The sequence below is a fragment of the Embleya sp. L77 genome (assembly GCF_055557415.1).
This window is the reverse complement of the sequence record NZ_CM145709.1, coordinates 3,477,370-3,502,500: the sequence shown is the minus strand read 5'-3', so window position 1 is coordinate 3,502,500 and position 25,131 is coordinate 3,477,370. Positions and strand designations below refer to the sequence as shown.

General features: G+C 71.7%; 24 protein-coding genes, 1 tRNA gene and 1 pseudogene. 12 read left to right on the top strand and 14 right to left on the bottom strand.

Translation table 11 applies throughout. The features are described 5' to 3' along the window. Positions 1–677: 677 nt before the first annotated feature. From ACZOOI_RS14965 to ACZOOI_RS14950, 4 genes are all read left to right on the top strand, one after another. On the top strand, positions 678–971 hold the full coding sequence (locus tag ACZOOI_RS14965) for a hypothetical protein (RefSeq protein WP_465276347.1): 294 nt from the start codon (positions 678–680) through the stop codon (positions 969–971). Positions 972–1,109: 138 nt separating this feature from the next. Continuing rightward, positions 1,110–1,562 carry a hypothetical protein gene (locus tag ACZOOI_RS14960; protein ID WP_465276346.1) on the top strand — a complete coding sequence of 151 codons (453 nt, stop codon included), beginning with the start codon at positions 1,110–1,112 and terminating at the stop codon, positions 1,560–1,562. 130 nt (positions 1,563–1,692) lie between these two features. Further along, complete coding sequence (locus ACZOOI_RS14955) at positions 1,693–2,742, top strand: 5'/3'-nucleotidase SurE (RefSeq protein ID WP_465276345.1); 1,050 nt, start codon at positions 1,693–1,695, stop codon at positions 2,740–2,742. 112 nt (positions 2,743–2,854) lie between these two features. Beyond that, positions 2,855–3,724, top strand: coding sequence for a spermidine synthase (locus ACZOOI_RS14950; protein ID WP_465276344.1), 870 nt, complete (start codon positions 2,855–2,857; stop codon positions 3,722–3,724). A gap of 37 nt (positions 3,725–3,761) precedes the next feature. On the opposite strand, the gene ACZOOI_RS14945 is transcribed toward ACZOOI_RS14950, so the two are convergent. The 8 genes from ACZOOI_RS14945 to ACZOOI_RS14910 form a co-directional block, all read right to left on the bottom strand. Then, entirely contained in the window at positions 3,762–4,571 is an 810-nt protein-coding gene (locus ACZOOI_RS14945) for an ABC transporter permease (RefSeq protein WP_465276343.1), read from the bottom strand. Beyond that, on the bottom strand, positions 4,552–5,466 hold the full coding sequence (locus tag ACZOOI_RS14940; RefSeq protein WP_465281096.1) for a 2-aminoethylphosphonate ABC transporter permease subunit: 915 nt from the start codon (positions 5,464–5,466) through the stop codon (positions 4,552–4,554). Before ACZOOI_RS14940 ends, ACZOOI_RS14945 begins: the two co-directional genes overlap by 20 nt. After that, a complete protein-coding gene (locus ACZOOI_RS14935; RefSeq protein ID WP_465281095.1) occupies positions 5,463–6,662 on the bottom strand; it encodes an ABC transporter ATP-binding protein in 1,200 nt (399 codons plus the stop codon). Before ACZOOI_RS14935 ends, ACZOOI_RS14940 begins: the two co-directional genes overlap by 4 nt. Positions 6,663–6,715: 53 nt before the next feature. Further along, positions 6,716–7,804, bottom strand: a complete 1,089-nt coding sequence (locus tag ACZOOI_RS14930) for a 2-aminoethylphosphonate ABC transporter substrate-binding protein (RefSeq protein WP_465281094.1) — start codon at positions 7,802–7,804, stop codon at positions 6,716–6,718. A 27-nt stretch (positions 7,805–7,831) separates the two neighbouring features. Continuing rightward, positions 7,832–8,509 (bottom strand): phosphonatase-like hydrolase, encoded by a 678-nt coding sequence (locus tag ACZOOI_RS14925; protein ID WP_465281093.1) that lies wholly within the window; start codon positions 8,507–8,509, stop codon positions 7,832–7,834. A gap of 71 nt (positions 8,510–8,580) precedes the next feature. Continuing rightward, a complete protein-coding gene (locus ACZOOI_RS14920; protein ID WP_465281092.1) occupies positions 8,581–9,705 on the bottom strand; it encodes a TIGR03364 family FAD-dependent oxidoreductase in 1,125 nt (374 codons plus the stop codon). A gap of 143 nt (positions 9,706–9,848) precedes the next feature. Next, entirely contained in the window at positions 9,849–10,526 is a 678-nt protein-coding gene (locus ACZOOI_RS14915; protein WP_465281199.1) for a GntR family transcriptional regulator, read from the bottom strand. 87 nt (positions 10,527–10,613) lie between these two features. Beyond that, on the bottom strand, positions 10,614–11,777 hold the full coding sequence (locus ACZOOI_RS14910) for a glycosyltransferase (RefSeq protein WP_465281198.1): 1,164 nt from the start codon (positions 11,775–11,777) through the stop codon (positions 10,614–10,616). A gap of 171 nt (positions 11,778–11,948) precedes the next feature. Here ACZOOI_RS14910 and ACZOOI_RS14905 point away from each other — a divergent pair, with 171 nt between their 5' ends. The 4 genes from ACZOOI_RS14905 (at position 11,949) to ACZOOI_RS14890 (ending at position 14,395) form a co-directional block, all read left to right on the top strand. Further along, positions 11,949–12,203 carry a hypothetical protein gene (locus tag ACZOOI_RS14905; protein ID WP_396008142.1) on the top strand — a complete coding sequence of 85 codons (255 nt, stop codon included), beginning with the start codon at positions 11,949–11,951 and terminating at the stop codon, positions 12,201–12,203. Positions 12,204–12,441: 238 nt separating this feature from the next. Next, complete coding sequence (locus ACZOOI_RS14900) at positions 12,442–13,350, top strand: LLM class F420-dependent oxidoreductase (RefSeq protein WP_465281091.1); 909 nt, start codon at positions 12,442–12,444, stop codon at positions 13,348–13,350. Further along, on the top strand, positions 13,347–13,838 hold the full coding sequence (locus tag ACZOOI_RS14895) for an NIPSNAP family protein (protein WP_465281090.1): 492 nt from the start codon (positions 13,347–13,349) through the stop codon (positions 13,836–13,838). The genes ACZOOI_RS14900 and ACZOOI_RS14895 overlap by 4 nt, the downstream gene beginning before the upstream one ends. Then, the gene (locus ACZOOI_RS14890) at positions 13,835–14,395 is read left to right on the top strand and encodes a Dabb family protein (protein ID WP_465281089.1); all 561 of its coding nucleotides are present in this window, start codon (positions 13,835–13,837) and stop codon (positions 14,393–14,395) included. The genes ACZOOI_RS14895 and ACZOOI_RS14890 overlap by 4 nt, the downstream gene beginning before the upstream one ends. Before the next feature lie 3 nt (positions 14,396–14,398). Here ACZOOI_RS14890 and ACZOOI_RS14885 read toward each other — a convergent pair whose 3' ends face one another. Then, positions 14,399–14,605: a DUF397 domain-containing protein gene (locus ACZOOI_RS14885; RefSeq protein WP_465281088.1), complete on the bottom strand. Its 207-nt coding sequence runs from the start codon at positions 14,603–14,605 to the stop codon at positions 14,399–14,401. 285 nt (positions 14,606–14,890) lie between these two features. On the opposite strand from ACZOOI_RS14885, the gene ACZOOI_RS14880 reads away from it, so the two are divergent. Next, positions 14,891–15,328 (top strand): ATP-binding protein, encoded by a 438-nt coding sequence (locus tag ACZOOI_RS14880; RefSeq protein WP_465281087.1) that lies wholly within the window; start codon positions 14,891–14,893, stop codon positions 15,326–15,328. Positions 15,329–15,381: 53 nt separating this feature from the next. On the opposite strand, the gene ACZOOI_RS14875 is transcribed toward ACZOOI_RS14880, so the two are convergent. Further along, positions 15,382–18,912, bottom strand: coding sequence for an AAA family ATPase (locus ACZOOI_RS14875; RefSeq protein WP_465281086.1), 3,531 nt, complete (start codon positions 18,910–18,912; stop codon positions 15,382–15,384). Further along, positions 18,909–20,165, bottom strand: a complete 1,257-nt coding sequence (locus tag ACZOOI_RS14870) for a metallophosphoesterase family protein (protein WP_465281085.1) — start codon at positions 20,163–20,165, stop codon at positions 18,909–18,911. The genes ACZOOI_RS14875 and ACZOOI_RS14870 overlap by 4 nt, the downstream gene beginning before the upstream one ends. A gap of 194 nt (positions 20,166–20,359) precedes the next feature. Here ACZOOI_RS14870 and ACZOOI_RS14865 point away from each other — a divergent pair, with 194 nt between their 5' ends. Together ACZOOI_RS14865 and ACZOOI_RS14860 are read left to right on the top strand one after the other, a co-directional pair. Continuing rightward, positions 20,360–20,707 carry a hypothetical protein gene (locus tag ACZOOI_RS14865; RefSeq protein ID WP_465281084.1) on the top strand — a complete coding sequence of 116 codons (348 nt, stop codon included), beginning with the start codon at positions 20,360–20,362 and terminating at the stop codon, positions 20,705–20,707. A 22-nt stretch (positions 20,708–20,729) separates the two neighbouring features. After that, positions 20,730–20,801, top strand: a tRNA-Val gene (locus ACZOOI_RS14860). Positions 20,802–21,052: 251 nt separating this feature from the next. On the opposite strand, the pseudogene ACZOOI_RS14855 reads toward ACZOOI_RS14860, so the two are convergent. The 3 genes and pseudogenes from ACZOOI_RS14855 to ACZOOI_RS14845 all read right to left on the bottom strand — a co-directional run. Further along, positions 21,053–21,352 (bottom strand): annotated as a pseudogene (locus tag ACZOOI_RS14855) (transglycosylase family protein); the annotation flags it as partial. Between the two features lie 163 nt (positions 21,353–21,515). Beyond that, positions 21,516–21,836: a hypothetical protein gene (locus ACZOOI_RS14850; protein WP_465281083.1), complete on the bottom strand. Its 321-nt coding sequence runs from the start codon at positions 21,834–21,836 to the stop codon at positions 21,516–21,518. 262 nt (positions 21,837–22,098) lie between these two features. After that, positions 22,099–22,677, bottom strand: coding sequence for a GNAT family N-acetyltransferase (locus tag ACZOOI_RS14845; RefSeq protein ID WP_465281082.1), 579 nt, complete (start codon positions 22,675–22,677; stop codon positions 22,099–22,101). A gap of 198 nt (positions 22,678–22,875) precedes the next feature. On the opposite strand from ACZOOI_RS14845, the gene ACZOOI_RS14840 reads away from it, so the two are divergent. Further along, a complete protein-coding gene (locus tag ACZOOI_RS14840; RefSeq protein ID WP_465281081.1) occupies positions 22,876–25,044 on the top strand; it encodes a bifunctional glycosyltransferase 87/phosphatase PAP2 family protein in 2,169 nt (722 codons plus the stop codon). Positions 25,045–25,131 lie beyond the last annotated feature (87 nt).

Sequence of the window (25,131 nt, the reverse complement as noted above, 5' to 3'; positions counted from 1 at the left end):
TTGGCGTTGACTTTTGGCACGCTGTTGAGTTCTCAAGGAACGGACGCTTCCTTCGGTGCGGAGTCAACCGCGCCCTCCGGGCGTTTAACGTTCAGTGTGTAGCTTGTGTTACCGTGTTTCTTTTGTTTCGCTTTCGCGTTTCCAGCTTAGCACACCGTTTCGGCGGCTTCGCTTTCCTCGCTTTCGGCTTCCACCGCGTTTCCGCGTTTTCCGCCTCCCGGACTCTAGCAGATCTTGCGACCTGCTTTTCGTCCGTTGCCTTCCGCCTTCGAAACTTTCGTTTCTTGGCTTCCGGCTCTTCGAGCTTACCAGGTCTTTCGACCCGCTTCGCTCACCGCTTCGGCTTCGGAAATTTGTTCTTCCCGCTGCTTTCTGCAACGCCCCGAACATTAGCGGATCGCATTTCCCACCGTCTAATCGGCGGCAATTCGCGTTCCGGTGAATCTGCGGGGACACCCGGGCACGGAACGACGCATGTGCTGCGCATGCGCAGCACACCCGGTTCATGTGATCGGAATGGCCACCCCGGGACCAGCCAGCGCGGGCGCCTAGGCACGCGTCTGTCTCAGGTCTCCCTGTCGGGCAACTTGGAGGACCCTACCGGGGGCCCGGGGCCGACTGCAAACCGGCCCGCGCGGGCTCCGTTTCGGGTGTTCGAACCCGAGCAGACTCCGGGCATGGTTACCTCAACTGCACGGCGAGTCAACCCGATCGCAACGGTCGTCAGTGTCGTGGCCGCCGCGATCGCAGTGATCATCGTCCTGCACATCATTCTGTTCGTCTTCGAGGCCAATCCCTCCAACGGCGCGGTGGAGACCATCGCCGACTGGGCGGACTGGCTGACCCGCTGGGCGCGGGACCTCTTCACCCCCGACAACGTCAAGGCGCGGGTCGCGGTGAACCAGGGGCTGGCCGCCGTGGTCTACCTCGCCGCCGGTGCGCTGATCTCCCGGCTGGTCAGCCGGGTCTGAGTGCGCGTCCGGGCGCGGGTCCGAGCACAGGTCCGGGCGCGAGCGCAGTCGGCCCGATAGTTCCGTACGGTGGCGGCGCACCAGTCGTAATGATTGGGGTGGAGTACCGAACTGCACCGCCGCCGACCGGAGGGCCCCATGTCCCTGCTCACCCCGGACAGCCTGGGCGATCTCCTGGGCTTGTTCGATTTCGGGAACGGGTGTGTCACCCGCGTACGGATCGACGACCCGTTCAGCCCGGGTGGGGCCACGGCTCGCGTCCTGGTCGACGCTCGGGACCGGGAGCACGGCTGGCCGTGGATTCCCGTCGAGTTCACACTCACGGGACTTCGCGACTACCGGGTCGAACACGGCAAGGGATTCTCCGGAATGCTCTATTTCGACCCGGTGCTGTCGCGTTTCACCGATGAGACGTACGGCGATCTCTTCTATCTGGACTTCGATCCGGTGGACGGGCCCGGGGCGTACGAACCCGTCGACGCCGGCGACGTCGTCAGCCGGTCCCAGTGCTTCTTCGCCGCCGAGAGCTGCTCGTGGCGTGCCCTGCCGCCCACGGAGAGTCCCCGACTCCGACTCATTGGTAACGCTTAGATCTCAAACCTTTCACTCACTAGGTTCAGCTTCTACGTTCACTCGCACCGGAATCGGCCGCGAGTGTTCGAGTCGTGAACGCTCGATCGTCGATTCCTCCGTATTCGGTACGAAGTCGAGTCGAGGAATCATGAAGCTTCAGCGGAAGCGCTTGGCCGCCCTGCCCGCCGCCCTCGGTGCCGGCGCCCTGCTCCTGGCCCTGACCGGGAGTGCCGACGCGGCTCCCGGCCACGGCGACCACCGCCCGTCCGTAGCCGGGATGCGAATCCTGTTGAGCAACGACGACTCGATGCAGAACGCCAAGCCCGACGGTGCCGACGGCCGGGGCGTCTACGAGGTGCGCCGGGCGCTGTGTGCCGCCGGGGCCGACGTCGTGGTGATGGCGCCGTGGCAGTTCATGAGCGGATTCGGGACCGCGGCCACCGGCGGCGGCGCGCTCACCGTGTCCAGGCGCACCGCGCTGCCTGCCGGCTTCGAGGGCGACTGTGCCCAGGCCCCGAGCAGGGGAGCCGTCTTCGGGGTGTGCAAGGGCGAGGCCCCGTGCGGCCCGACCACGCCGAGTGCCACCCCCGTGGACACCGTGCGGCTCGCCCTGCGCGGCGGGCTCGCCGCCAAGGTCGGCTGGCAGAACGGCCCCGACCTGGTGCTCACCGGGATCAACTCCGGGCCCAACGTCGCCTCGGTCACCAACGACTCGGGCACCCTGGGCGCCGCCATCGCCGCGATCGACAACGGCAAGCCGGCCATCGCACTCAGCGGCGGCTTCGACATGGCCTCGTTCAAGGTGACCCCGGCCACCTACCGGGCATTCGCCGACTTCCTGCCCTCGTATGTGGCGCAGCTCAAGGACCGCAAGGCGCTGTCGGACGAATACGTGATCAGCATCAACCACCCGAACGCGGTGGCCGGGAAGCAGCCCGGCCGGCCGGTGTGGACCGAGATCGGCACCGAGACCGTGGTCGCGATCCGGTATTCGGCCTCGCCCGACGGCGACACCTTCGCCATCGGCCAGGGCGACTGTGCGGTGCCCGGCACGTTCTGTCGCCCGGAGACCAAGCGGCATGCCGACTGGACCGAGCTGAACAAGGGGAACATCACCGTCTCCGCGGTGACCGGTGACCGCACCCTGCGCGGTGGCGCGGACGACCGACTGGAGCGCTTCGTCCGGACCGGCCGCTGATCGCTCGCCGGAGCGCACGGGCCGTTCCGATCGCGGCCGAGACCGCTTCGATCCGGGCCGCCGGGATTCGAGCCGGTCCGCGTCGGGCGCCGACCGGCTCGATACTGGTCGGATGGCAGACAAGCAGCGTCGACGCGGTCGCGCCCCCGAGCCGATCCGGGCCGACGTGGGTTCCGGCAGCGTCGAGCTGGAGCCCGATCCGGATCGGGCCGGGGCGTGGACGCTGCGCCTGCACGGGTCGCCGCAGTCGCACGTGGACCTGGGCGACCCGACCTGGCTGGAGTTCGAGTACGTGCGTCGGCTCGGCCACGTGGTCGACCTGATCGCCGACGCCGGCAAGCCGCTGCGGGCCTTCCACCTCGGCGGCGGCGGGCTCACCCTGGCCCGCTACGTGGCGGCCACGCGGCCCCGGTCGCGGCAGCAGGTGGCGGAGTTGGACGCGGAGTTGGTGGAGTTCGTCCGACGGGAACTGCCCTGGGAGAAGAACTGGCAGATCCGAATACGCACCGGCGATGCCCGCGAGGTGGCGAGCAAGGCGCCGGACGCCGCGTTCGATCTCGCCGTGGTCGACGTGTTCGCCGATTCGCGGGTGCCCGCGCATCTGACGTCGGCCGAGTTCGTCGGCGAGGTGGCCCGGACGCTGGCCCCCGGCGGGGTGTACGCGGTGAATCTGGCCGACGGCGGCCGGCTCGACTTCGTCCGCTCGCAGGTGGCGACGGTGCGCTCGGTGTTCCCGAATCTGCTGCTGATCGCCGACCCCGCGGTGTTGCGCGGGCGGCGGTTCGGCAATGTCGTCCTGGTCGCCTCGCACGGCGAGTTGCCGATCGGCGAGCTGACCCGGCGTACGGCCGCCGACCCGTTCCCGGGACGGGTCGAGCACGGCGCCGCGTTGGCCGACTTCCCCGGCGGGGCGGCCGTGGTGCACGACGCCACGGCGGTCGCGTCGCCGGCTCCGCCCGCGCGCACCTTCGGCCGGAACTGAGCCGACCGGCGCAGCGCCGGCGCGATCCGGCGAACCGCTACCGCCGCCGCTTGCGCTCCTCGACCCGGCCCTTGAGCAGGCCCACGACCAGGAGCACGATCAGCGTCGCGACCAACAGCACCACCGTGACCGCGGAGCCGAGCAGCACCTTGCCCCGGTCGGTCAGGGTGAAGACCGAGACCGGCAGCGTCCGCCACTCGGCCGGGTAGACCATGATCGTCGCGCCGACTTCGCCCATCGACAGCGCGATCGCCAGGCTCGCCGCCGCGGTGATCGACGGGAGCAGCATCGGCAGTCGTACCCGCAGCAGCACCCGGGCGGCGCTCGCGCCGAGCGAGGCGGCCACGTCCGCGAAGGCCGCGTCGGTCCGGTCGAGGCCGGCCGACACCGTGGAGTACGCGAACGTCACCACCAGCACCGCGTGTGCCGCGATGACGATCCACTTGGTGCCGTTGAGCAGGATCGGGCCGTCGCTGAAGGCCACCAGCATGCCCAGACCGACCACCACCGAGGGCACCGCGACCGGCAGGTGGAAGACCGCGTCGGTGAGCCGGCGAACGAAGCGCGGCGCGGTCCGGGCGGCGATCGCCGCCCACGTGCCGACCACGATCGCGATCAGCGATGCGCCCAGCGCGGTCTCGATGCTGACCACGAGGCTGTCGTGGTTGGTGCCCGCCGTGGCCTCGCGGATGTTCTCGCTCGTCCAGGACGCCGGCAGCACGCTGTTCCAGTCGCCGGCGAAGGCGGCGATGCCCAGGATCGCCAGCGGGGCGAGCACGAGGGGGGCGAAGACGAGTGCGAAGAGCGCCCAGACGAGGGCACGTCCGCTACGCGACCAGACCAGCACGGCCGGCTCCTGTCCGGGAGAAGACGAATCGGTAGACCGCGTAGAGCGTGAGCGACAACGCCACCTCGACCACCGCGACCACACACGCGCCCGGGTAGTCGAAGGTGACCGCGCCCTTGGCGTGGACGAGCATCGGCAGCGTGGTGACGTCCTTGGCGCCGATGAACAGCACGATCCCGAACTCGTTGAGCGTGAGCAGCAGGGTCAGGCTGCCCCCGGCGGCGAGCGCGGGCCATGCCTCGGGCAGCAGCACCTGGCGGATCACCCGCAGTGGCCCCGCGCCGAGCGAGGCCGCGACGTCGAGCCGGTCCCGGGGCACCAGTGCGAAGGCGGCGAGCAGCGGGCGCATCACGAACGGGGTGTAGAAGGTGATCTCGGCCAGCACCACGCACCACGGCGAGTACAGGAAGCCGACGAGTGGTTCGCCCAGGCCGAGCTTGTCCGCCGCCGCGTTGACCACGCCCGCCGTGCCGTACAGGAAGGTGAAGGCCAACGCGATCAGGAAGGACGGGAAGGCGAGCACGGTGTCCACGATCCGCCCGACCGCCCGGGCGCCGGGGAACGGGACGAAGGACAACACCAGGGCCAGGAAGAACCCGACGACCAGGCAACCGAGGGTGGACAACACGGCGATCTTCACCGTGTTCCACAGCGCGTCGCCGAACGAGGGCGAGTTCAGCACGTCGCGCCATACGTCCAGGCCGACGTGGCCGTTCTTGTCGACGAAGGACTGCTTGACCACGAGTGCGAGCGGATAGAGGAAGAATCCGGCGGCGAGCACGAGCGGCGGGAGCACCCACAACGCCCGGGACGCGCCGCCGCGAGCCTTGCTCACGCGCGTCGGCGCCGTGGCCGGCTCGGCCGCGATCGGCGATTCGGTCAGGGTCGCGGTCATCCGGCCGCTCCCGCCGGGACCAGGACGCACGGCTCGGCGGGCAGCGCCACGCCGAGTCGCTCGCCGAGCGCCGGCACCCGGGCCAGGTCGGCGACGTCGATCCGGATCTCCGGGCCCGACCGGCCCGACTGCTCCGACCGCTCGCGCTCACCCGGCTTCCCCGACGGGCCCGTCGCTTCATCGAGCACGCAGGTCAGCCGGTAGTCGGCGCCGCGCCACTGGATCGCGGTGAGCGTCGCGGGCAGCGTGTCCGGGTGGTCGACCGCGGTCGCCCCGAGGGTGTGCGGGCGGGCCACCAGCATCGCCCGCTCGCCCTCGGCGAACGCCCGGGTGGGATCGGCGGCGACGGTCAGTCCGCCCACCGCGACCTCGACCGCGTCGTCCCCGGCCGTGCACGCCGCGAGCACCCGCGCGTCGAGCAGGTTGGCCGCGCCGAGGAAGGATGCGGTGAACTCGCTGGGCGGGCGCCGGTACAGCCGATCCGTGGCGTCCAGGTCGACCAGCCGCGCATCCCGCATCACCGCGATCCGATCGGCGAGGGCGAGCGCCTCGGTCTGGTCGTGCGTGACGTACATGATCGCCACGTCCGGCAGGTCGGCCCGCAGTCGCTGCAACTCGCCGAGCAGGTCGGCGCGCAGCGTCGCATCCAGCGCGGACAGCGGTTCGTCGAGCAGCAGTACGGGCGGACGGATGGCCAACGCGCGGGCGATCGCCACCCGTTGCTGCTGGCCGCCGGACAACTCGCGGGGGTAGCGCCGGGCGTAGCTCGCCATGCCCACCATGTCCAGCGCCTCGGTGACCCGGCGGGCCACCTCGGCACGCGGCACCCGACGGGCCTTGAGGCCGAACGCGACGTTGGCCGCGACCCGCATGTGCGGGAACAGCGCGTAGTTCTGCACGACGACGCCGATTCCGCGCTTGTTCGGCGGCTCGTACGTCACGTCGCGCCCGGCCAGGGTGATCCGCCCGGAGGCGGGCCGGAGGAAACCCGCGACCGCCTTGAGCGCCGTGGACTTTCCCGAGCCGGACGGCCCGAGCAGCGCGACCGTCTCGCCTGGGGCGACCTCCAGGCTCAGCCCCTCCAGGGCCACGACGGATCCGTACCGGACCGTCAGATCCTGGATGCCGATCGCCGCTGCGGTCGGCGCTGCGTTCACGATGGTCGCCTCGGTGCGCTCGATGGCCGGTGCGGTCATGCGGGTTCCCTCCCTGTCCGCGGTTTGCTCGGGGTGTGTCCGGACCGGTCGGGTCAGCGACCGACGGCCTTGTTGTACTCGGCCAGGTCGGCGTCCAGTTCCTTGAGGACCGTGTCCCATTCCGGCGTCCAGATCTCCACGCCCTCCAGGGCCTTGGCGATCTCGGCGGCGTTGGCGTCGGTCGGCTTGACGTCCTCGCGGGCGGGCAGGCCGAGCGCGTCGGCGGAGACCGAGGTCTGCGCCTCCGGGGAGAGCAGGTAGTCCATCAGCTTGCGGCCGTTGTCGGCGTGCGGGGCGCCCGAGGACAGGCCCATGAAGTACGGCAGCGCGAACGTCGAGGCCTTGCCCGCGTCGTCGGCCGGGAACCAGACCTTGAAGTTGGACTTGTCGTTGTGGATCGACGCCAGGTTCATCTGCAGGTCGCCGTTGGCCACGCTGAGTTCGCCCTTGCCGACCTTGGGCTGGAGCTTGCCGGTGGAGGAGGACGGGCCGACGTTGTTCGATTCGAGCCGCTTGAGGTAGTCGAGCGCGCCCTGCTTGCCGTACAGGTGCTGGAGCTGGATCAGCACGGCGGTGCCGTCACCGGCCTGGCCGGGCGTCGAGTACTGGAGCTTGGACTTGAACCGGCCGTCGGTCAGCTCCCGGAACTTGGTCGGCGCGGGCTTGGCCTGGTCGGGGTTGTAGATCCAGGACGCGTAGTTGTGGACCACGGCCACGTAGCGGCCCTGCGCGTCCTTCGAGGTCGCGGGCACCTTGTCGGCACCGGCCGGCGCGTACGCGGTGAGCAGGTTCGCCTGGGCCGCGCGCTGGATGAACGGCGGCAGCGTGATCGCCACGTCGGCCTGCGGGTTGCCCTTCTCCTTCTCCATCCGCGTGACCACCTCGCCGGAGCCGGACTCCACCAGGTTGACCTTGATCCCGGTCTTCTTCTCGAAGTCCGCGAAGCGCTTGGTGTACCAGTCGGCGAGCCCGTCCACGGAGTAGACGGTCACGCTGCCCGAGCCCTTGGCCGGGGCGCCGCCGGGGGCGGCGTTCGCGGCGGGCCCGGTGTCGTCCGAGCCGCTCCCGCCGGTCCCGCCGCAGGCGGTCGCGGTGAGTACGACCACGGTGGCGGCCGCGGTGAGGCCGAGGATGCGTCGCATGGGAAATCGCCCTTTCGAAAAGACGAATCAGCCCTGGAGCAGGGCGGGGAGGTCGCGGATGGAGCCGAGTACGTGGGTGGCGCCGGCCGCTTCGAGCGCGGCGCGGTCGTGGGCGCCGGTGAGCACACCGGCGGCGATCGAGGCGCCGGAGCGCAGCCCGGTGAGCACGTCGTACGCGGTGTCGCCGACCACGGCGACCGCGCGCAGGTCCTCGACGCCCAGACGCAGCACCGCGGTGAGCACCATGTCCGGGTACGGCCGGCCGCGTCCGGCGTCGGCCGGGCACAGGGTCAGATCGGCGAGGTCGGTCCAGCCGAGCGCGGCCAGGATCGCGTCCTGGGTGGGTCGGCCGAAGCCGGTGGTCAGGGCGACCCCGACGCCGGCCGCGCGCAGTGCGCGGATGGCGTCCTCGGCGCCGTCGATCGGCGCGCAGCGGCCCTGCGCGACCAGGTCGGCGTAGGCGGCTTCGAAGGCGACGTTGGCGGCTCGGGCGCGCTCCTCGTCGCCGTCGAGCAGGGCTCGGAAGACGGTGATCTTGCTCTCGCCCATGGTGGCCTCGACGTAGTCGAGCTTGCGCTCGAAGTCGGCGGAGCCGACCTCGACGCCGACCGCGCCGATCGCCCGGGTGAACGCCTCGACGACGAGGCCGTCGTCGGCGACGGTGGTGCCGGCCATGTCCAGGACGGCGAGTTGATAACGCGTCATCGGTAGTGCTCCGGTCGGGCTTTTTGCGACGGGTGGCGGACTCGGGGTGGCGCGAGGGCGCCGGGCGTCATCTAGAGGCCGGCGAGGTGCGCGGTGCGTTCGGCGATGGCGGGTGAGCAGGTCATCCCGCGTCCGCCGGGGCCGGTCACCAGCCAGGTCGCCGGGGCGACCTGCTCGCGGTGCACGACCCGGGTGGTGTCGGTGGTCTGCGCGTACACCCCGGCCCAGCGGCGGCGCACGGCGGGCAGCGGGCGGCCGAGCAGCGCTTCGGCGACCTCGACCAGGTGCTCGTAGGGCGCGGAGTCCACGTCGAACGTGAACGGCTCGTCGTATTCGTGGGTGTCGCCGATGGTCAGGCCGCCGTCCAGGCGCTGGACCATCAGCAGCTGCATGCGGTGCTCGGCGGGCACCGGCGCCTGCGGGTGGGCGCTCTTCAGCGCGTCCAGCGCGGTGCCGGCGTAGGCCGGGTAGTAGCGGAAGCTGTCGCCGTCGGCGACCGAGGTGGTCAGCCGCTCGTCGAGCGGGTCGGTCTGCATCATCTGCAGGCGCACCCGGCGCACCGGCAGTTCCGGGGCCAGCTCGCGGACCAGACCGGTCAGCCAGGCGCCGGTGCACAGCAGCACCAGGTCGCCCTCGTGGGTGTGTCCGTGGTCGTCGCGCACGCCGGTGCCGCTCGGCAGCAGGTCGCGCACCTCGCGGCCGGGCAGCCAGGTGTAGCGGCCGCCGGCCGCGAGGTGCGCACGCAGCGCGGGCAGCGCGACCCGGGACTCGACCGCGCCGTCCCGCTCGCACCACAGCGCCGCGTCGAAGGTGCCGCGCAGCGCCGGGTTGTGCTCTCGGGCCTCGTTCGGGGTGAGCAGCTTCAGGCCGCGCTCGGCGGCGTCGGGGAGGGCGAGGGCCGCTTCGGCCACCGCGACCTCCTCGGCGCCTCGACACACGGTCAGCGAGCCGTTGGGCCGAAAGCCGGTGCCGGGCACGTCGGCGCCGATCCGCTCCCACAGCTCACGGGCCCGCAGGGCGGTGTCCAGTTCGTCGCCGCCGGCCCGGCCGCCGATCCACACCAGGCCGAAGTTGCGCACCGAAGCACCGCGCGCCTCGCGCTCGCGCTCGATGTGCACGACCTCGTGACCTCGATCGATGGCCTGCCAGGCGTGCATGGTGCCCAGCACGCCACCTCCGACGACGATGACTCGCACCGGCTTCCTCCACGTTCTCGGGGGCGAATGCGACCAGCTTGGGAGCGGTCGATGCCGAGCATGCGGAGGCGGTGTGTCGCCCGGGTGAACAGTCCGTTAAGGTCCGAACCTGTTACCTTTCCGTGATGAAAGCCCGATGGGGCCTATGCCCGCAGGCGCGTGGCGAACCCCATCCGGTCCCCTCGGAACAGCGCCCGGACCCGCTCGATGGGCACCCCCTCCGGGTCGTAGGAGGTGCGCATCACCAGCAACATCGGCAGCGCCGGGTTGGTCTCCAGGAGCAGCGCCTCGCGCGGCGCGGCCAGCACGGTCTCCACGGTCTCGTCCATCTCCGCGAACACCACGCCCAGGTCCTTTTGCAGGCACAGGTACAGCGAGCCCTCCGGGCGCAGGACCTCCAGCAGGGTGGGAAAGCGGTCCAGCGGCAGATAGGTGCTCTCCAGGCCGATCGGTTCGTCGTCGGCGAGCAGCACCCGCTCCAGGTGCACGGTCAGGTCGCCGGTCCGGATCCGCAGTCGGTCGGCCAGGTCGGGCTGCGCGACGTGGTGTTCGAGGGTGACCACGCGGCGGCCGGGGGTCAGGCCCATCGAGCGCACCGCCTCGGTGTAGCTGCCGAGGCTGACCGGCTGCATGAGCTTGGGCGGCGCGACGTAGGTGCCGCGTCCACGGGCGGAGCGCAGTCGGCCCTCCATCACCAGCTCGCCGATCGCCGCCCGCAGGGTGCTGCGGGCGACGCCGTAGTTCGCGGCGAGTTCGCGTTCGGGGGGCAACAACGCGTCCTCGCCCAACTCGTCCATGAGTTGGAGCAGGCTCATCTTCACCGTGTACGACTTGGGGACGCGGCCGTGTTCGGGGACGCCGTCGCGATAGGGACGGGCCGTGGAGTCTGGGCTGGGCACGCACGGAGCCTATTCGGCCGGCGCCGGGTAGGTACGACCCTTCCACGCCGCACCCCGCCCGCGGGCGTGCCGGACCGCCGAGTGCACCGTCATGCCCAGGTACAGCGTGGCCGCGAACGGCAACAACACCGCCGCCGCGGCCGGCCGTCCGTAGTAGCGCACCATCGGCACGTAGGTCGCGGTCATCAGCGCCCACACGGCGAGCCCGAGCAGCGCGAGCGGGGCGTCGGCGCCGACGATCCCGGCGCACAGGGCCACGGGTGCGGCCAGATAGATCAGGGCCAGGCCCAGCACCGTGCCCGCGAGCAACAGCCAGGAGTGCCGCAGCTGGGCGAAGGCACTGCGCGCGACCATGTTCCACAGGTCGGCCAGTGCCGGGTAGGGCCGCACGCTGTCCACGTGGTGCGCGGGATCCGCGAGCACCAGTCGGATCCGGCCGCCGGCCCGCTTGACCGCGGTGCCCAGCGACACGTCGTCGATCACCGCGTCCCGGATCGCCGCCACGCCGCCGGCCCGCGCCAGGGCGGTGCGCCGGACCAGCACACAGCCGCCCGCGGCGGCGGCGACCCGCGAGTGCGGTCGGTTCACCCGGCGGAACGGGAAGAGCTTGCCGAAGAAGTACACGAAGGCGGGCACGATCAGCTTCTCCCACCGGGTGTGCGTGCGCAGCCGGGCCATCACCGACAGCAGGTCGAGCCGGTCCCGCTCGGCCTCGCCGACCAGGCGGGCGAGCGAATCGGGCGCGTGCGCGATGTCCGCGTCGGTGAACAGGATCCAGTCCACCTCGCCCACCGACTCGACGCCGTGCCGCAGCGCCCACAGCTTGCCGGTCCAGCCCGCGGGCGGCTCGCCCGGCGAGGTCACGGTCAGCGGCACCCGGCCGGCCGCTCCCAGCCGTCGGGCCAGCTCGCCGGTCCCGTCGGTGCTGCCGTCGTCGACCACGAGCACCTCGGCCCGGCCGGGAAAGTCCTGCGCGAGCAGCGTGGGCAGGCTGCCCCCGAGCACCGCCGCCTCGTCCCGGGCGGGCACGATCACCGCCACCGACACGGCGTCGGCCACCGGCCCGGGCGAGCCCGTCAGGCGCACGTCGGTGCGCCAGAACCAGCCGTGGCACAGGGTGAGGTAGAGCCAGGCGAGACCGGACACGGCGGTGATCCACAACAAGACGTCCACATCGGAAGCCTGCCGGCTCGTCCGCGCCACTCGGGCGCTCCTTCCGGGTGAAGTCCGCGCGCGAACGGAGTCCTCTGGTCAAGAGCGTGCGCGCGCGGCCCGATATCGGGTATGGGAGCCGTTCTCGACAGTTGTAGTGAACTCCCCATCGGCAGAAGGGCGGTGCCCGTCATGGGCGACGCGACGACGAGGACCCAGGAGCATGTTCGCGGCGGGGCCACCCGCTGGCAGGGATTCGAGGTCGGTACCCGCGTGCGCGTGCAGGTGGGCCTGAGCACGGGCCACGTCGGCGAGGTGTGCGAGGTGTTCGCGGACGCGCATCGGCCGCCGCTGTCCCCGTATCAGTGGTACACGGTGCGTTTCGCCGACGGCCTGCGCCCGCTGTATCGCCACGACGAGCTGGTCGAGCTGGTCGAGCTCTCCTAGGGGGGAGAGCCCCCGACCCGTCCCTTCGGCCCCTGCCGGGCCGGCCCTCTCCGGACCGCGTGCGCCCGCGCCCCGATGGCGGGCGCACGCGGCATGCCGCGCCCATGCGGCACGGGGCGGGTCCGAGGCGAGGTCGAGGAGCCCTTCGGCCACGTGTCCAACGACACCGTCGGTCGGGCCTTGCGCTCGCACGCCTGCCGAGGCAGGGTGCGGGCACGGGATCTGAAAGGGCGTCAGAATGACGATCAAGCTGGGCGTGATGGCGCCCTTCGCGGACGGTCTGATCACCTCCGGCGGCTTCCTGCGCGACTTCGCCGGGACGCTGGAGGAGTGCGGCGTCGAATCCGTATGGACCGTCGAGCACGTCGTGGTCGCCGAGGAATACGAACCCCTGTACCCGTACTCGGATTCCGGTCGCACGCCCAGCGCCGCCGGCGTCGTGCCGATGCCCGATCCGCTGGAGACCATCGCCTTCCTGGCGGGCGCGTCGCGCACGTTGCGGTTCGGCACGGCGATGGTGGTCGCCCCGCTGCACAGCCCGGTGGTGCTGGCCAAGCGGGTCGCCACCATCGACCGACACTCGGCCGGCCGACTGATGCTGGGCCTGGGCATCGGATGGCAGAAGGAGGAATACGCCGCCGTCGGTGCGTCCTTCGCCGAGCGCGGAGCCCGGCTGGAGGAGTGCGTCGGCGCGATGCGCGCGCTGTGGGCCGACGCTCCCGCCACCTTCCACGGCCGGTTCACCACCTTCGAGCGGGTGCACTGCCTGCCCCGGCCCGAACGCGGCGCGGTACCGGTGATCCTGGGCGGCAACAGCGAGCCCGCCGTGCGCCGGGCCGGTCGCATCGGCGACGGCTGGTTCCCGTACACGATCGGCGCGGAGGAGTTCGAGGCGCGCGCCGAGCTGTTGCGTGCTTCGGCGCTTTCGGCCGGTCGGGCCGAGGACGTGGTCGAGATCACCGCGTGGCCCGGCTCGTGCGACCGTGATCTCCAGCACGATCCGACCTGGGTCCGTCGCTTCACCGACGCGGGTGCGAGCCGCCTGGTGTTCGCGCCCAACCCGGCCGAACTGGCCGGTCCGAAGGGGCTGAACACGTTGCGTGAGCGCATCGCGCAGTACCGCGAGAGAGTGCTGGACAAGCTGTGAGCAGCGCCGGCGACCCCGCCACCGGGGTGGTGAACATCCTCGACCACGTCACGCTGACGAACGATCAGGTGGCGCCGTGGCTGGGCCGGTTCCATGATCACTACCTGCCCGGGGCGCAGCGGCGCGGCATGCGACTGGAACGGGTGTGGCGCTCGCCGGCGGGCCGCGACGCGACCACCGTGCACATCCTGTGGGTGCTGCCCGGGATCCGTGCCTTCTACGCGATGCGCGGTGCCGCGGCGGCGGATCCGGCGGTCGCGGAGTTCTGGGCGGCCACCGACAGCCATGCGCTGGAGCGGCAACGTCGCGCGCTGCAGCCGGCGATGCCCGAGCCCGCCGACGCACCGGCCCCGGACCCTACGGCCACGGGCGCGGCCGACACCACCGGGACGGGTCCCGCCGAGACGAGTGCAATCGAAACGAATCCCACCGTGGCGACCCCCTCCGGGGCGGACCGCACGGCACACCACAGCGGAGCACACACATGACACGTTGGGTGGTGCTGGCCGCGACCATGCCCGGGCCCGGGCTCGCCGGGGTGCGCTCGGCCGGACCGGATCTGCCCGGCAGTGTCGGCGGGCACGGCTTCTCGTGGGATCTCGACGCCGCCGCGGCGCCCGAACTTCCCGCGCACGCCGAGGCGGTCGCGCTGCGCCCGGTACGCGCGGGATTCGTGCCGACGACCGGACCGCGGATCAAGCGCACGCTGCTGTTGACCGTGCGTACCGGCACATCCGCCGACGTGCTCGCGGAGTTCGAGTCGGATCTGATCGCCATGCCGGACCACATCGCCACCATCCGCTCGTGGGCGCTGTCCCGGGTGGCGGAGCGGGCCGGGCGGCCGTCGCCGTGGACGCATGTGTGGGAGCAGGAATACGCCACGGTCGAGGGCCTGACCGGCGAGTATCTGCTGAATCCCTATCACTGGGCGCACGTGGACCGCTGGTTCGACGGCGAGGTGCCCGGGTCGATCGTCGAACCGGGCCTGGCGCACGTCTTTCGGCACAGCGATCCGCCGGTGCTCACCGCAGCCGATTCTGACTGATCGTCAATTTGGGCGCCGAACAAGGGCAACCAACAGGTGGGTCCACTCTCGATCGGTGAACCGCAGGACCGCGCAGGCGCGTTGCTTGGAATCACGCACCACCACCTCGCAGGGGTGTCGATTCACCACTTCGACGCAGTTCCCCTGCACGCTGCTGTAGGAGCTCCGTCGCCACGTCGGTGCGTGGGTTTCCTGCGACAAGGTCGCCATCGGCCCGTCACCCCCCTGACTCGTCGAGGCCACGCCGACGGACGACCAGAACCCCCCGCCTCCACGTGAGGGCCAACCTCCGTGTGAGGGCCGGGGACATCGCCCGATCGGGTGAACCGTGTACACGCGGACACCGAAGTGGCGGCGAGAGTTGCACCACCGGGTTTCGTGGAGCATCCTACCGAGCACCCTCACTTTACGCGCTTACAAGATCACTTAAAGCGACGGGACGGGGCGGGGCCGCTTGCGGGGGCAAACGCAGCCCACGCAACAGGAGGTAGCTGCATGACCACCCTGGCCGATCCGGAAGTGGCGGATGCAGAGGACGAGGTCAGCCCGACCATCACGCTGCCGGCGATGCCCGCATGCGTGTCCGCCGTGCGGGAGCATGTCCGCGTGGCACTGACGGTCTGGGACCTCGACTCTTTGTCCGACATCGCCGTACTTCTCGCCTCCGAACTGGCGACCAATGCCGTACGCCACGCGGGCCTGGGACGCCCGTTCAGCGTCGTGGTCCGTCGAGATCGCACCCCGGACGGGGCCGCCTGCGTATGGATCGAGGTGCACGACACCGACACCCGGGTGCCACAGGTGGTCGAGGCCGCCGACGACGACACCACCGGCCGCGGCCTGCTGCTGGTCGAATCACTCTCGGACGGCTGGGAGTCGGTCCCCGAACCCGGCGGCAAGTGTGTGCGCTTCCGACTCGCGATGACCGCCTGATCCGCCCGCCCGGGCGCCCACCGTTGGCCTCCTCGACGGGTGCGCCCTCCGGCTCACCCCGTTGCCGGCTCGCCCGCCGTCGACCGGGCCACGTACACCGGCAGTTCGTGCACGTGGGCGCGGCCGGGCGCGAGCGTGTCCACGGCGAGCCGACCCAGGTGCGGGTGGTGGGTGAACAGCACCACCTGGAACCGGTCGGCCATCGCGTCCAGCACCGCCAGCATCGCCCGCGTGCGTCCGTCGTCGAAGGTCATCGCGATGTCGTCGAGCACGATCGGCATCGCCCGGCCGGCATCCGCGTACGCGTCCAACGAGGCCAGCCGCAGCGCCAGATAGAGCTGATCGCGGGTGCCCTCGCTCATCTCGTCCACGCCGATCGACCCGGCCGCGAACGCGCCGGAGCCTTCCGCGCCCACCGACGAGGAGCCGCCGGCGCGGCGCGCACGCAGCACCGGGGCACCCTTGCGGCCGTCGGTCTCCACAAGCAGCCGATCGAAGCGGCCCGCGGTCAGCGCGGTGAAGACCTCCTCAGCCCGGGCCAGCACCGGGGCCTGGTTCTGTTTGCGGTAGTCCTCCATGCAACGCAGCAGCACCTCGCGGGCCAACCGCAGCCGGACGAACTCCTCGGTGTCCTCGGCGATCGCCGCGACCGTGCCGGCGACCTCCTCCTGCGCCCGGGCGGCGGCCGTCGACTCGCGCTCCAGGTCCAGCACGATCTGCCGGCGCCGACCCAGCGCCTCGCCCGCCGCGGCGTACGCCGCCTCGGCCTCCTCGACACGGCGCGCGGCGTCCTCGATCTCCACGTCGAGTTCCTCGGGCGTGTGGCGCGCGGCTTCCTGTTCGACCTCCGGCGACAGCAACTCGCGATGGTCGGCGAGCGTGCCCTCGATCTCCCGTATCCGGTCGGATCGCCGCACCGCGCGGCGCAGTTCATCGGCATCGGCGGCGCCGGCCCCGGCGACCAGCGCGGCGAGTTCGCCGGCGACGTGCTCGACCGCCTCCCGCCCGGCCGCGACCGCGCGCTCCAAGCGGTCGATCCGCTCGGCGAGCCGATCGCGGGCCGCTTCGGCGCCGCGGGCCGAGGTCAGTTCCTCGTGCAGCGCGAGCACGGCCGCGAACGCCGGTCGGCCGTCGACCTCGGTCGGTACCGGGCGCCCGCAGGCGGTGAACACCTCGGCCACCCGCGCGCCGAATCCGGCCACCCGGTCGGCGGCGCGGACCCGACGCAGCTCCGCCTCGGCCGCGTGGCCGACCGCCGCCGCCACCTTGGCCAGCGTGCCCACCGCGGCGGCGACCGTGTCGGGGTCGCCCTCGGGCAGGTCCAGGCCGTGCACCAGGTCGTGCCAGCGCCGCTCCCACGCGGCGCGTTCGTCCCGGGCCCGGTCCGATTCCGCGCTCGCCTCGGCGAGTTCGGCCTCGGCCTCGCGCACGGTCGCCAGCGCGCTCTCGCGCAGCCGCGCCGCGTCGGCGAGCGCGTCGCGGCGTGCGTCGGCCTGTTCGATCAACGCGGCCAGGGTGCTCGTCGTGGTCGGCGCGCCGGATTCGGCCAGCGCGGTGCGAAAGGCGGCCACCAGTTCGGCGGCCCGCTCGCGATCGGCGGCCAGTCGGGCCCGCACCGTGCGCGCCTCGACCTCGACCCGGGCCAGGTCCCGGATCGCGTCCAGCAACGCGGCGGCGTCGTGCGGGTCCGGCGCGGGCAGCCCGCAGGCCGCCCAGGTCCGCGTCCACTGCGCCGCGAGCTCGTCCCGACGCGCGCTCGCCTCCTGCCGCCGCTCGGCCAGTCGGACCAGCGTGCGTTCGTCGTGTTCGAGGTCCACCCGGAGCCGGCCGCGCCGGACCGCGTCCTCGGCCCGGCGGGCGATCCGCTCGGCGATCTCGTCCGCGGCCCGAACCGCCTGCTCGAACGCGTCGATCCGGTCGTCGGTCAGCGGTGGGCTCGCGCAGATCTGCGTCCACAGCCGGTCCCGCTCGGCGCGGGCGGCGTGCCAGTCCTCGGGCACGGGCGGCGGATCGGCGAGCGAGAGCTTGGCGAATTCGCGGCGGCGCTCGTCGTGTTCGGCCACCGCCGCGTCCCGGGCCGTCGTGATCGTGTGCAGTTCGTCCAGGACCCGGGTCGTCTGCTCCACGTGGTCGGCGACCCGCTCCCGGCCGGGCAGCGGCAGCCGCGCCGCGTGGTCGTCGGCGAACAGGGCCGGGTCGTGCAGACCGTGCCGAGCGCGCAGATCGTCCGCTTCGCGTTCGAGCTCGGCCACCCGCTGCTCCTCGCGCACGATGTCCTCGACCAGGCTGCCCGGCACCGCCCGACGCAGGGCGCGCAACGCGGCCGGGTCGCCGGGCTCGGGGGTCAGGTCGCAGGCCGCACGGGCCGCGTCCAGCCGGGCGCGACGATGCGCGACCTGCTCGGCGGCGGCGGCGAGCCGGGCCTCGCACATCTTGAGCCGGTCGCGCAGCTCGGTCACCCGTTCGCCCACGCCGGCCGGCACCTCGTACGCGGTGGGATCGTCGAGGGCGCGGTCCGGGCGCACCCGGAACAGCAGTTCGGCGGCGCTCGCCCGGGTCTGCGACGCCTCGGCGTCGGCGTCGGCGGCCAGGTCGACCGCGTCGCGCACGGCCGCGACGTCCGCGTGCAGCGCCTCCACCTCGGCGGCGTGCGCCGCCAACACCTCGTCCACCACCACGTCGGCCGCCTCGACGCGGGCCTCGGCGAGGTCTCGGGCGGCTCGGGTGACGTCCGCCGCGGTCTCGCGGGCGCGCTGGTCCAAAGCCTGGAGTTCGGCCGTGAGTTCGGCGGCGACCGGCGGGCCCTCGGCGAGCAACTCGGCCCGCTCGGCGTCCAGCGCGCTCCTGCGGGCCAGCACCGGTAGCGCCTGCCGGAGGCGATCCAGCCGGTTCGCCGCGGCCCGCGCATCGCTGCGGTCCCGGCCGAGCCGGTCGCGCTCCTCCTCGGCGCGCCGGGCCTCCTTGACCGCCTCGCCGAACACCGAGGGGGCCAGGCCGTCGTCCTGGACCCGCTTGCGCAGCCGGCCCAGTTCGGTCAGCCCGGCGTTGATCCGCTGGTTCTTCCCGCGCGTCTTGTACAGCTCGTCGGCGCGCTCCTCCAGGCGGGTGAGCACCTCGCCGAGCCGGGCCGAGGAGCGCGACTCGAACAGCGCCCGCCCGATGTCCCCCTCGCCCCGCAGCAGTTCGGCCCCGCCCTCGCGCAGCCCGGCGTGGTCCAGCGCGAACACGTGCCGGAAGTCGTCCCGGCCCACGCCCGCGAGCACCCGGGTCAGCTCGGTCTCGGCGAGCACCGTGCCGTCCGCGCGGGTGAGCGGGTTCTTGTCCCGCTTGTGCCGCACCACGTCCAGCACGCTCCCGTGCTCGTCGCGCACCAGGGCGCCGAGCTTGAGGTCGCGCATCGCGTGCACGAAGTCGTACGAGGTCTGCCGGTCCATCCCGTACAGGAGTTGGTCCAGGGCGTGCCGCACGGTGGACTTGCCGGCCTCGTTCGGGCCGCAGATCACGTGCACGCCCGGCGCACCGAGTTCGATGTGCCGGTCGGTGAAGCAGCCGAACGCGATCAGGTCGAGCCGGTCGATTCTCATCCGGACTCCCCGTCGCTCCCGGTGACCAGCGCGGTGAGCAGGTCGACGGCCTGGTCGAAGATGTCCGCGCGCCAGGTCGGATCCGCGGGCGCGATGCCCTCCTCGGCCACCTTGGGATCGAGCGTGCGCAGTCCCGGCACGGCCCGGACCAGTTGTTCCAGTGCGGTGGGATCGGCGCGCAGCGTCCGGGCGGTGCGCGCCAGGTCCTCCACCAGCGTCGGCAACTCGACGCCCGCGTCGCCCAGGTCGCGATGCCGGGTCTCCAGCCGGATCTTCTCCAGCCACACCCCGGAGAACTCGGCGGCCAGGGCACGGGTCTCGAACACGAACCGGCGTTCGTCCCGCCACAGCGCCTCGTGTGCGTCACTGGCACCGACGATCCGGACCCGGGTGGCCAGCAATCGGTCGCCGGCCGCGGCCCGTTCCTCGGCCAGGTGCCGGCGGACCGCGTCGAGCACGTCCTCGATGTCGCTCGCTCCCGTCGCGTCCACGTCCAGCCGCGCCCACCGCACCACGTCCAGGTCGCGGTGCTCGATCACGGCCTGGCCCCGGTCGCCGTCGACGGTGATCAGCGTGGCGCCCTTGGGCCCGGTCTCCCGGGCGTGCCGGCCCTGCACGTTGCCCGGGAAGACGATCCACGGCTCGGCCTCGTGCACCACCTCGCGTGTGTGCACATGGCCCAGCGCCCAGTAGTCGTAGCCGCGCGAGACCAGATCGCCGACGCTGCACGGCGCGTAGTTGGCGTGCCCTTCGGCGCCGGTCAGCGCGGTGTGCAGCAGCCCGACGTTGAACATGCCGCCGCGCGGCGCCGGGTAGCTCACCGCGAGATTGTCGGTCACGTCCCGGACGGCGAAGCCCTGGCCGTGCACGGCCAGACCGAGGTCCTCGAACGTCACGGTCTCGGGATGCATGGTGGAGAACCGGTGCACGTTGGCCGGCAGGCGCAGTTCGCGGGTGATCCGGCTGTCCGCGTCGTGGTTGCCCGCGACCAGCAGGACCGGGATGTCCGCCTCGGCCAGGCGGCGCATCTGCACGGTGAAGAACAATCCCGTGTGGTAGTCCTTCCAATCGCCGTCGTAGATGTCGCCCGCGAGCAACACCGCGTCGACCGCCTCGGCCAGGGCCAGGTCCACCAGATTGACCACCGCCCGGCGGGCCGCCCCGCGAATCCGGGTCGCGGGCGCTCCCTCGTAACCGGAGAGTCCCCGCAGCGGGCTGTCGATGTGCAGGTCGGCGGCGTGCAGCAGCTTCATCGAGCGGGGCGCCTCCGGTCGGCGGTCACACGGGCAGCCCAGGATAGGCACACGGCACCGACAGGGCAGGCGTTTCGGCCCGTCCGGCAAAGGTGGGGCTGGCCCCACCCCCGATCCGCCAGGCACCTACCTGGTTCGCGGGCGGCCCCCCGGCCAGGCTGGAGGTAACGCTGCACATCCGTCCTGGAGCCACCATGACAGTTCGCCACACCGACCGGAGCCGGTCGGTCCCGACCGCTCTCGCCGCCTGCGCGGTCTGCGCGGTGGCCGGCGCGTTCCTGTGTCTGGCGGCCGCCCACCGGGACGGCTTCTCCGCCGACCTGGACCTGATCGGACTGCTGCGCCGGCCCGCGCCGCCGCTCACCCTGGTGTTCGGCATCTGCGGTCTGCTGGTGGCACTGCGCGCCCGTCCGGGCGGCGGAAAACCGGTTGAACCCGACCGGCATCCGGCGGCACTGTGGAGGCTCCGCCGAAGGGCGGTGGGTACGAGTGGGCCGCCCCGTCACGGGGAGGGGGCGACCCACTCGCGCACTACTGGTTAGGATGTGCACGAAACCTACGCAGGCTCGCGTAGCTCAGCGGGAGAGCGCCTCGTTCACACCGAGGAAGTCACTGGTTCGATCCCAGTCGTGAGCACCGATCATCCGATGATCTGCATCGGTTCGCTTCCATCGAGGGCCGCTCCTGTGAGCGGCCTTCGGCACGTCCAGGACGGTGCCCGGCACCAGGCGGTCCGGGTCCGGGCCGATCACGTCGATGTTCGCCGCGTACAGCGCCTGCCACCCGCCGATCACGCCGAGGTCGCGAGCGATCGAGGACAGCGTGTCGCCCACCTTGACGGTGTAGGTCGCCCCGAGCAGCCCGACCTGTCGGGCACACTGCGGCCACGCCTCCCAGCCCTGCATCAGCAGGATCTCCTCGGCGATGGCGATCTGCTCCTCGCGGGTGGCCCGGTCCGGGCGGGTGGCGTACTCCTGCCCGCCCGCCTCGTCCCAGGTGCTCGGCAGGATCTGCAACCCGCCGTAGTAGCCGTTACCCGAGTCCAGGTCCCAGCGACCGCTGCTCTCGCAGTCCGCGATCCGGTCCCAGATCCGTTCCTCGACCGCCCCGGCGGGTGCCGCGGGCAGCACGATCAGCCCGGCGCCCACGACGCCGGCGAGCAGTAAAACGACGGACGATCCGATCATCAGCTTGGCCATGCCAGCCGACAGTAGGCAGCGAACACACCAAATCGGGTGACCGGGCCGGGGGCGGGCCGATGAATCACCCGGGTGCCCCAACGCGGGCGCCCTCGCCTCCAGGCACGGTCGTCCGGGAGCCGAGCCCCGAACTCGGTCCGGCGGACGGGACCTAACCGAGGTCCGGCAGCAGGTCGGAGGGGATGTCCAGCCCCGAGGGAATCAGTCCGGACGGCAACAGGCCCGAGGGCACGCCCGGTTGCTGGGGCGCCCGGGTCGCGGGGGACTTGTTCGGGCCGTCCTCGCCGTCGTCCCCGCGGGCGACCAGGATGATCACGGTGACCACGGCCGCCACCACCACGAGCGCGATCACCAGCGTGATCAACGGGTTGCCGCGCCGGCCGCCGCGTTGTGGCGGCGGGGGCGACTGCCCGGGTTGTTGCGGCTGACCGGGTTGTTGCGGGTACGGCGGTGGCGGTTCGTGGTGCGACACGGCTTCGACTCCCCCAAGCGACCGGTGTCGGGGTCGAACTATCCCCGAACACCCATGCTGTCACGATCGGGACGCCCGGGCGCCGGTCTACCGAAGTCCGGCCACGGTGGTCACCGAATCGAGGGGAATCCCGAACCGGCCCGGCACGGGTCGACGTCGCCGGTTCCGCTGCCGGGTGCCCGGCGCGGTGCGACGCCCGCCCGGAGCCCCGGTTCGGCTCGCATCCGCGGTCGTACGGACCTCGTCCCGCGCAGATCCTCGGTCAGCACAGGTCCTTGGACAGCAGCTCGAACTCCAGGTCGTCGCGCAGTGGCCTGCCGAACCGCTCGTTGCCGTACGGGAACGGGGACAACACGCCGGTTCGGGCGAAGCCGCGCCGCTCGTACCAGGCGATCAGCTCGTCACGCTGGCGGATCACGGTCATCTGCATGCGCTTGGCGCCCCACCGCTCCACCGCGACCCGCTCGGCCTCGCCCAGCAACGACCGGCCCAGGCCGCCGCCCTGCCGACCCGGTCGTATCGCGAACATGCCGAAGTAGACGACCGAGTCCGCGCGGCGCTCCAGCTGGCAACAACCCAGCAGCACACCGTCGCGCTCGGCGATCCACATCACACTGTCGGCCCCCTCGACCACCGCCGCGACGCCGTCGGCGTCGGTGCGCTGCCCCTCCAACAGGTGCGCCTCGGTGGTCCAGCCCTGTCGGCTCTCGTCTCCGCGATAGGCGGACTCGATCAGCTCCACCAGGGCAGGGATGTCGGTTGGTCCGGCCTGGCGGAAGGAGACGGGGATGAGCCCCTCGGGGGACTCGTGCGTCCGCGTCGACGCGTCCTGCGGCACCATTGTTGTTTCTCGCCCCTCGTCGATTCGGCGATGTGTTCCATGCCGCCCACGAGCGTACGGCGCGGGTCCGGCGAGGGCCCCTCCGCTTTCGGTCACACTCGGGCGGTGACAAGGTGTCCGAAGCGTGGCAACCGGATGGCCTCGCCACGGATCGAGGGCCATCGGGCGACAAGACACGGAAAACGGGAGAAGTCGCACATGGTGAGGGCAGGCGTTCGCCGGCTGCTGGACATACGAAGGACCAGGATCTCTCTGGCCCTGGTGGGTCTGTGGCTGCTCGCCGCATGCGTCGCCGTCCGACAGGCCAACGAGGTACTCGACCGACCCCATGACCGCAGGCTGCCGGAGTTGGACGCCTGGCTCGGCCCGGAGGGCGTCCTGCACCTGCCCGGCTCGCTCTACGACACCGATTCGCGCGGCTCCACGTTCACCGGCACGCCGTTCGCGGGCTGGGTGCTGCGCCCGCTGACCAAGGCGGCGGAGAACGCGTTGGGCGTCGCGTGGACGATCGTCACGCTGCTGATCGTGGCCGCGATCGGGGTGCTGGTCGCGTACGCCCTGCCGGCGTTTCGCACGCGTCGCGCGCGGCTGCTCGCGGCCCCGCTGATCATCAGCCTCCTGGTGTTGTCGCTGCCGGTCCGGGGCAACCTGTCGCTCGGCCAGATGAGCCTGCTCCCGGTGCTGCTCGTGCTGCCCGTGATGCTCCGACCCGCCCCTGGCAGACTCGCCTCGATCGCCGCGGGCGTCGCCACCGCGCTGCACCCGGCGATGTTGTTGTTCGCCGTCTATCTGTGGATGACCGGCAAGCAGCGTGCCGCCGCGAACACCACCGCCACCTTCCTGGGCTGCACCGCGCTCGCCTGGATCACCATGCCGCACGACTCGTTCACCTACTGGGTGCACCACGTCGCGGGCGCGGGTCTGGGTGGCGACGCCGACGCGCTGTCGAATCAGTCGCTGCACGGCCTGTTGTTGCGGATCGGGCTCTCCGGACCGCTGGAGATAGTGCTCGTGGTGGTGTTGTCCGCGGCGGTGTTGTGGTTCGGCCTGCCGCGCGCGGTGGCCTACGCCAAGGACGGACAGGCTCTGCTCGGCGTCGCGCTGGCCGGCTGTGCGATGGTCGCGGTGGCTCCGGTGTCCTGGCAGCACCAGCAGTTGTGGATCCTGCTCGCCGCCGCCGGTCGCCTCGGCGCCCGGCAGACCGACCGCATGGTGTGGCCGGTCGCGGTCTTCATGATCATGACGTTCGACAGCAAGACGCTGATCTGGGGCAAGTTGTCCGCCGTCCGGGTGGTCGCCGACAACGGGCCGCTGCTGCTCGCGGTCGCCTCGGCCTGCGCGGTGCCGTTCATCACCAGGGCCTCGGCCAAGTGGACCCCGCAGGCGATGCCGCAGGGGGCCGCCGCGCAGAGCCGGTTCTCCTGGATCCCGGCACTGCCGTTCGGCTGGCGTCCGCTGTCCCGGCCGAACCTGCTGCTCGAACTGCTGATGATCCGGGTCGGCTACCAGGTCTACTCGTTCATCCGGGCGTCCGTGCCCGACCAGCGCCGGGTCGCCGAGACGCACGGGCAACAGATCATCGACATGGAGAAGTTCCTGCACGTCGACGTCGAGCGGAGTCTGAACCACTTCGTGGCGAGGATCGGCTGGCTGGAGAACGGCATGAACTTCTTCTACGAGACGTTCCACTTCATCGTGCCGCTGACCATCCTGGCGATCCTGTACGTGCGCAAGCCCGCCGCGTACCGCTCGGCCCGCACCGTGCTGAGCGTGGCCACGATCACCGGCCTGGTCGGCTTCTGGCTCTACCCGCTCGCGCCGCCGCGGCTGATGCCCGGCTACGACTACATCGACACCGTGCACGGCGTGCAGGACCTGAACAATCCGGACTTCGGCGCCCTCACCAAGATCTCCAACCAGTACGCGGCGATGCCCTCGCTGCACGTGGGCTGGTCGCTGTGGTGCGGCCTGATGATCCTGGCCATCGCGCCCAAGGGCTGGCGCTGGCTGGGCCTGCTCTATCCGCTGTCCACCACGCTGGTGGTGATGGGCACCGCCAACCACTGGATCATGGACGCGGTCGGCGGCGCCGCGGTGGTCGCCCTCGGCTTCGCGGTCCAGTACCTGCTCACCGGTCGCTCGGCCTTCTCGGTCGAGCCGCCCGCCGTGCCGGCCACGGTGTCGGTGCCGGCAGGCGCCGGGACGGGGTCGGGCTCCGCGTCCGGTCCCGGCTCCGCCGAAGCGGTTAACACGGCGATACCGCTTCAGGCCGGCGAGTCGGTGGTGATCACCCGATCGTTGGACTCAAAACAGGATGATTCCGATCAACGCGACGATCCGGACAAACAGCCGGTCAGCCGCAAATAGTGACGACACTCCTTGCCATTACCAATACTTTGCCAACAATGCCCGCAACTCGATCGTGCTTCGAGCGGTAGTCACTGTGGTCGGTGC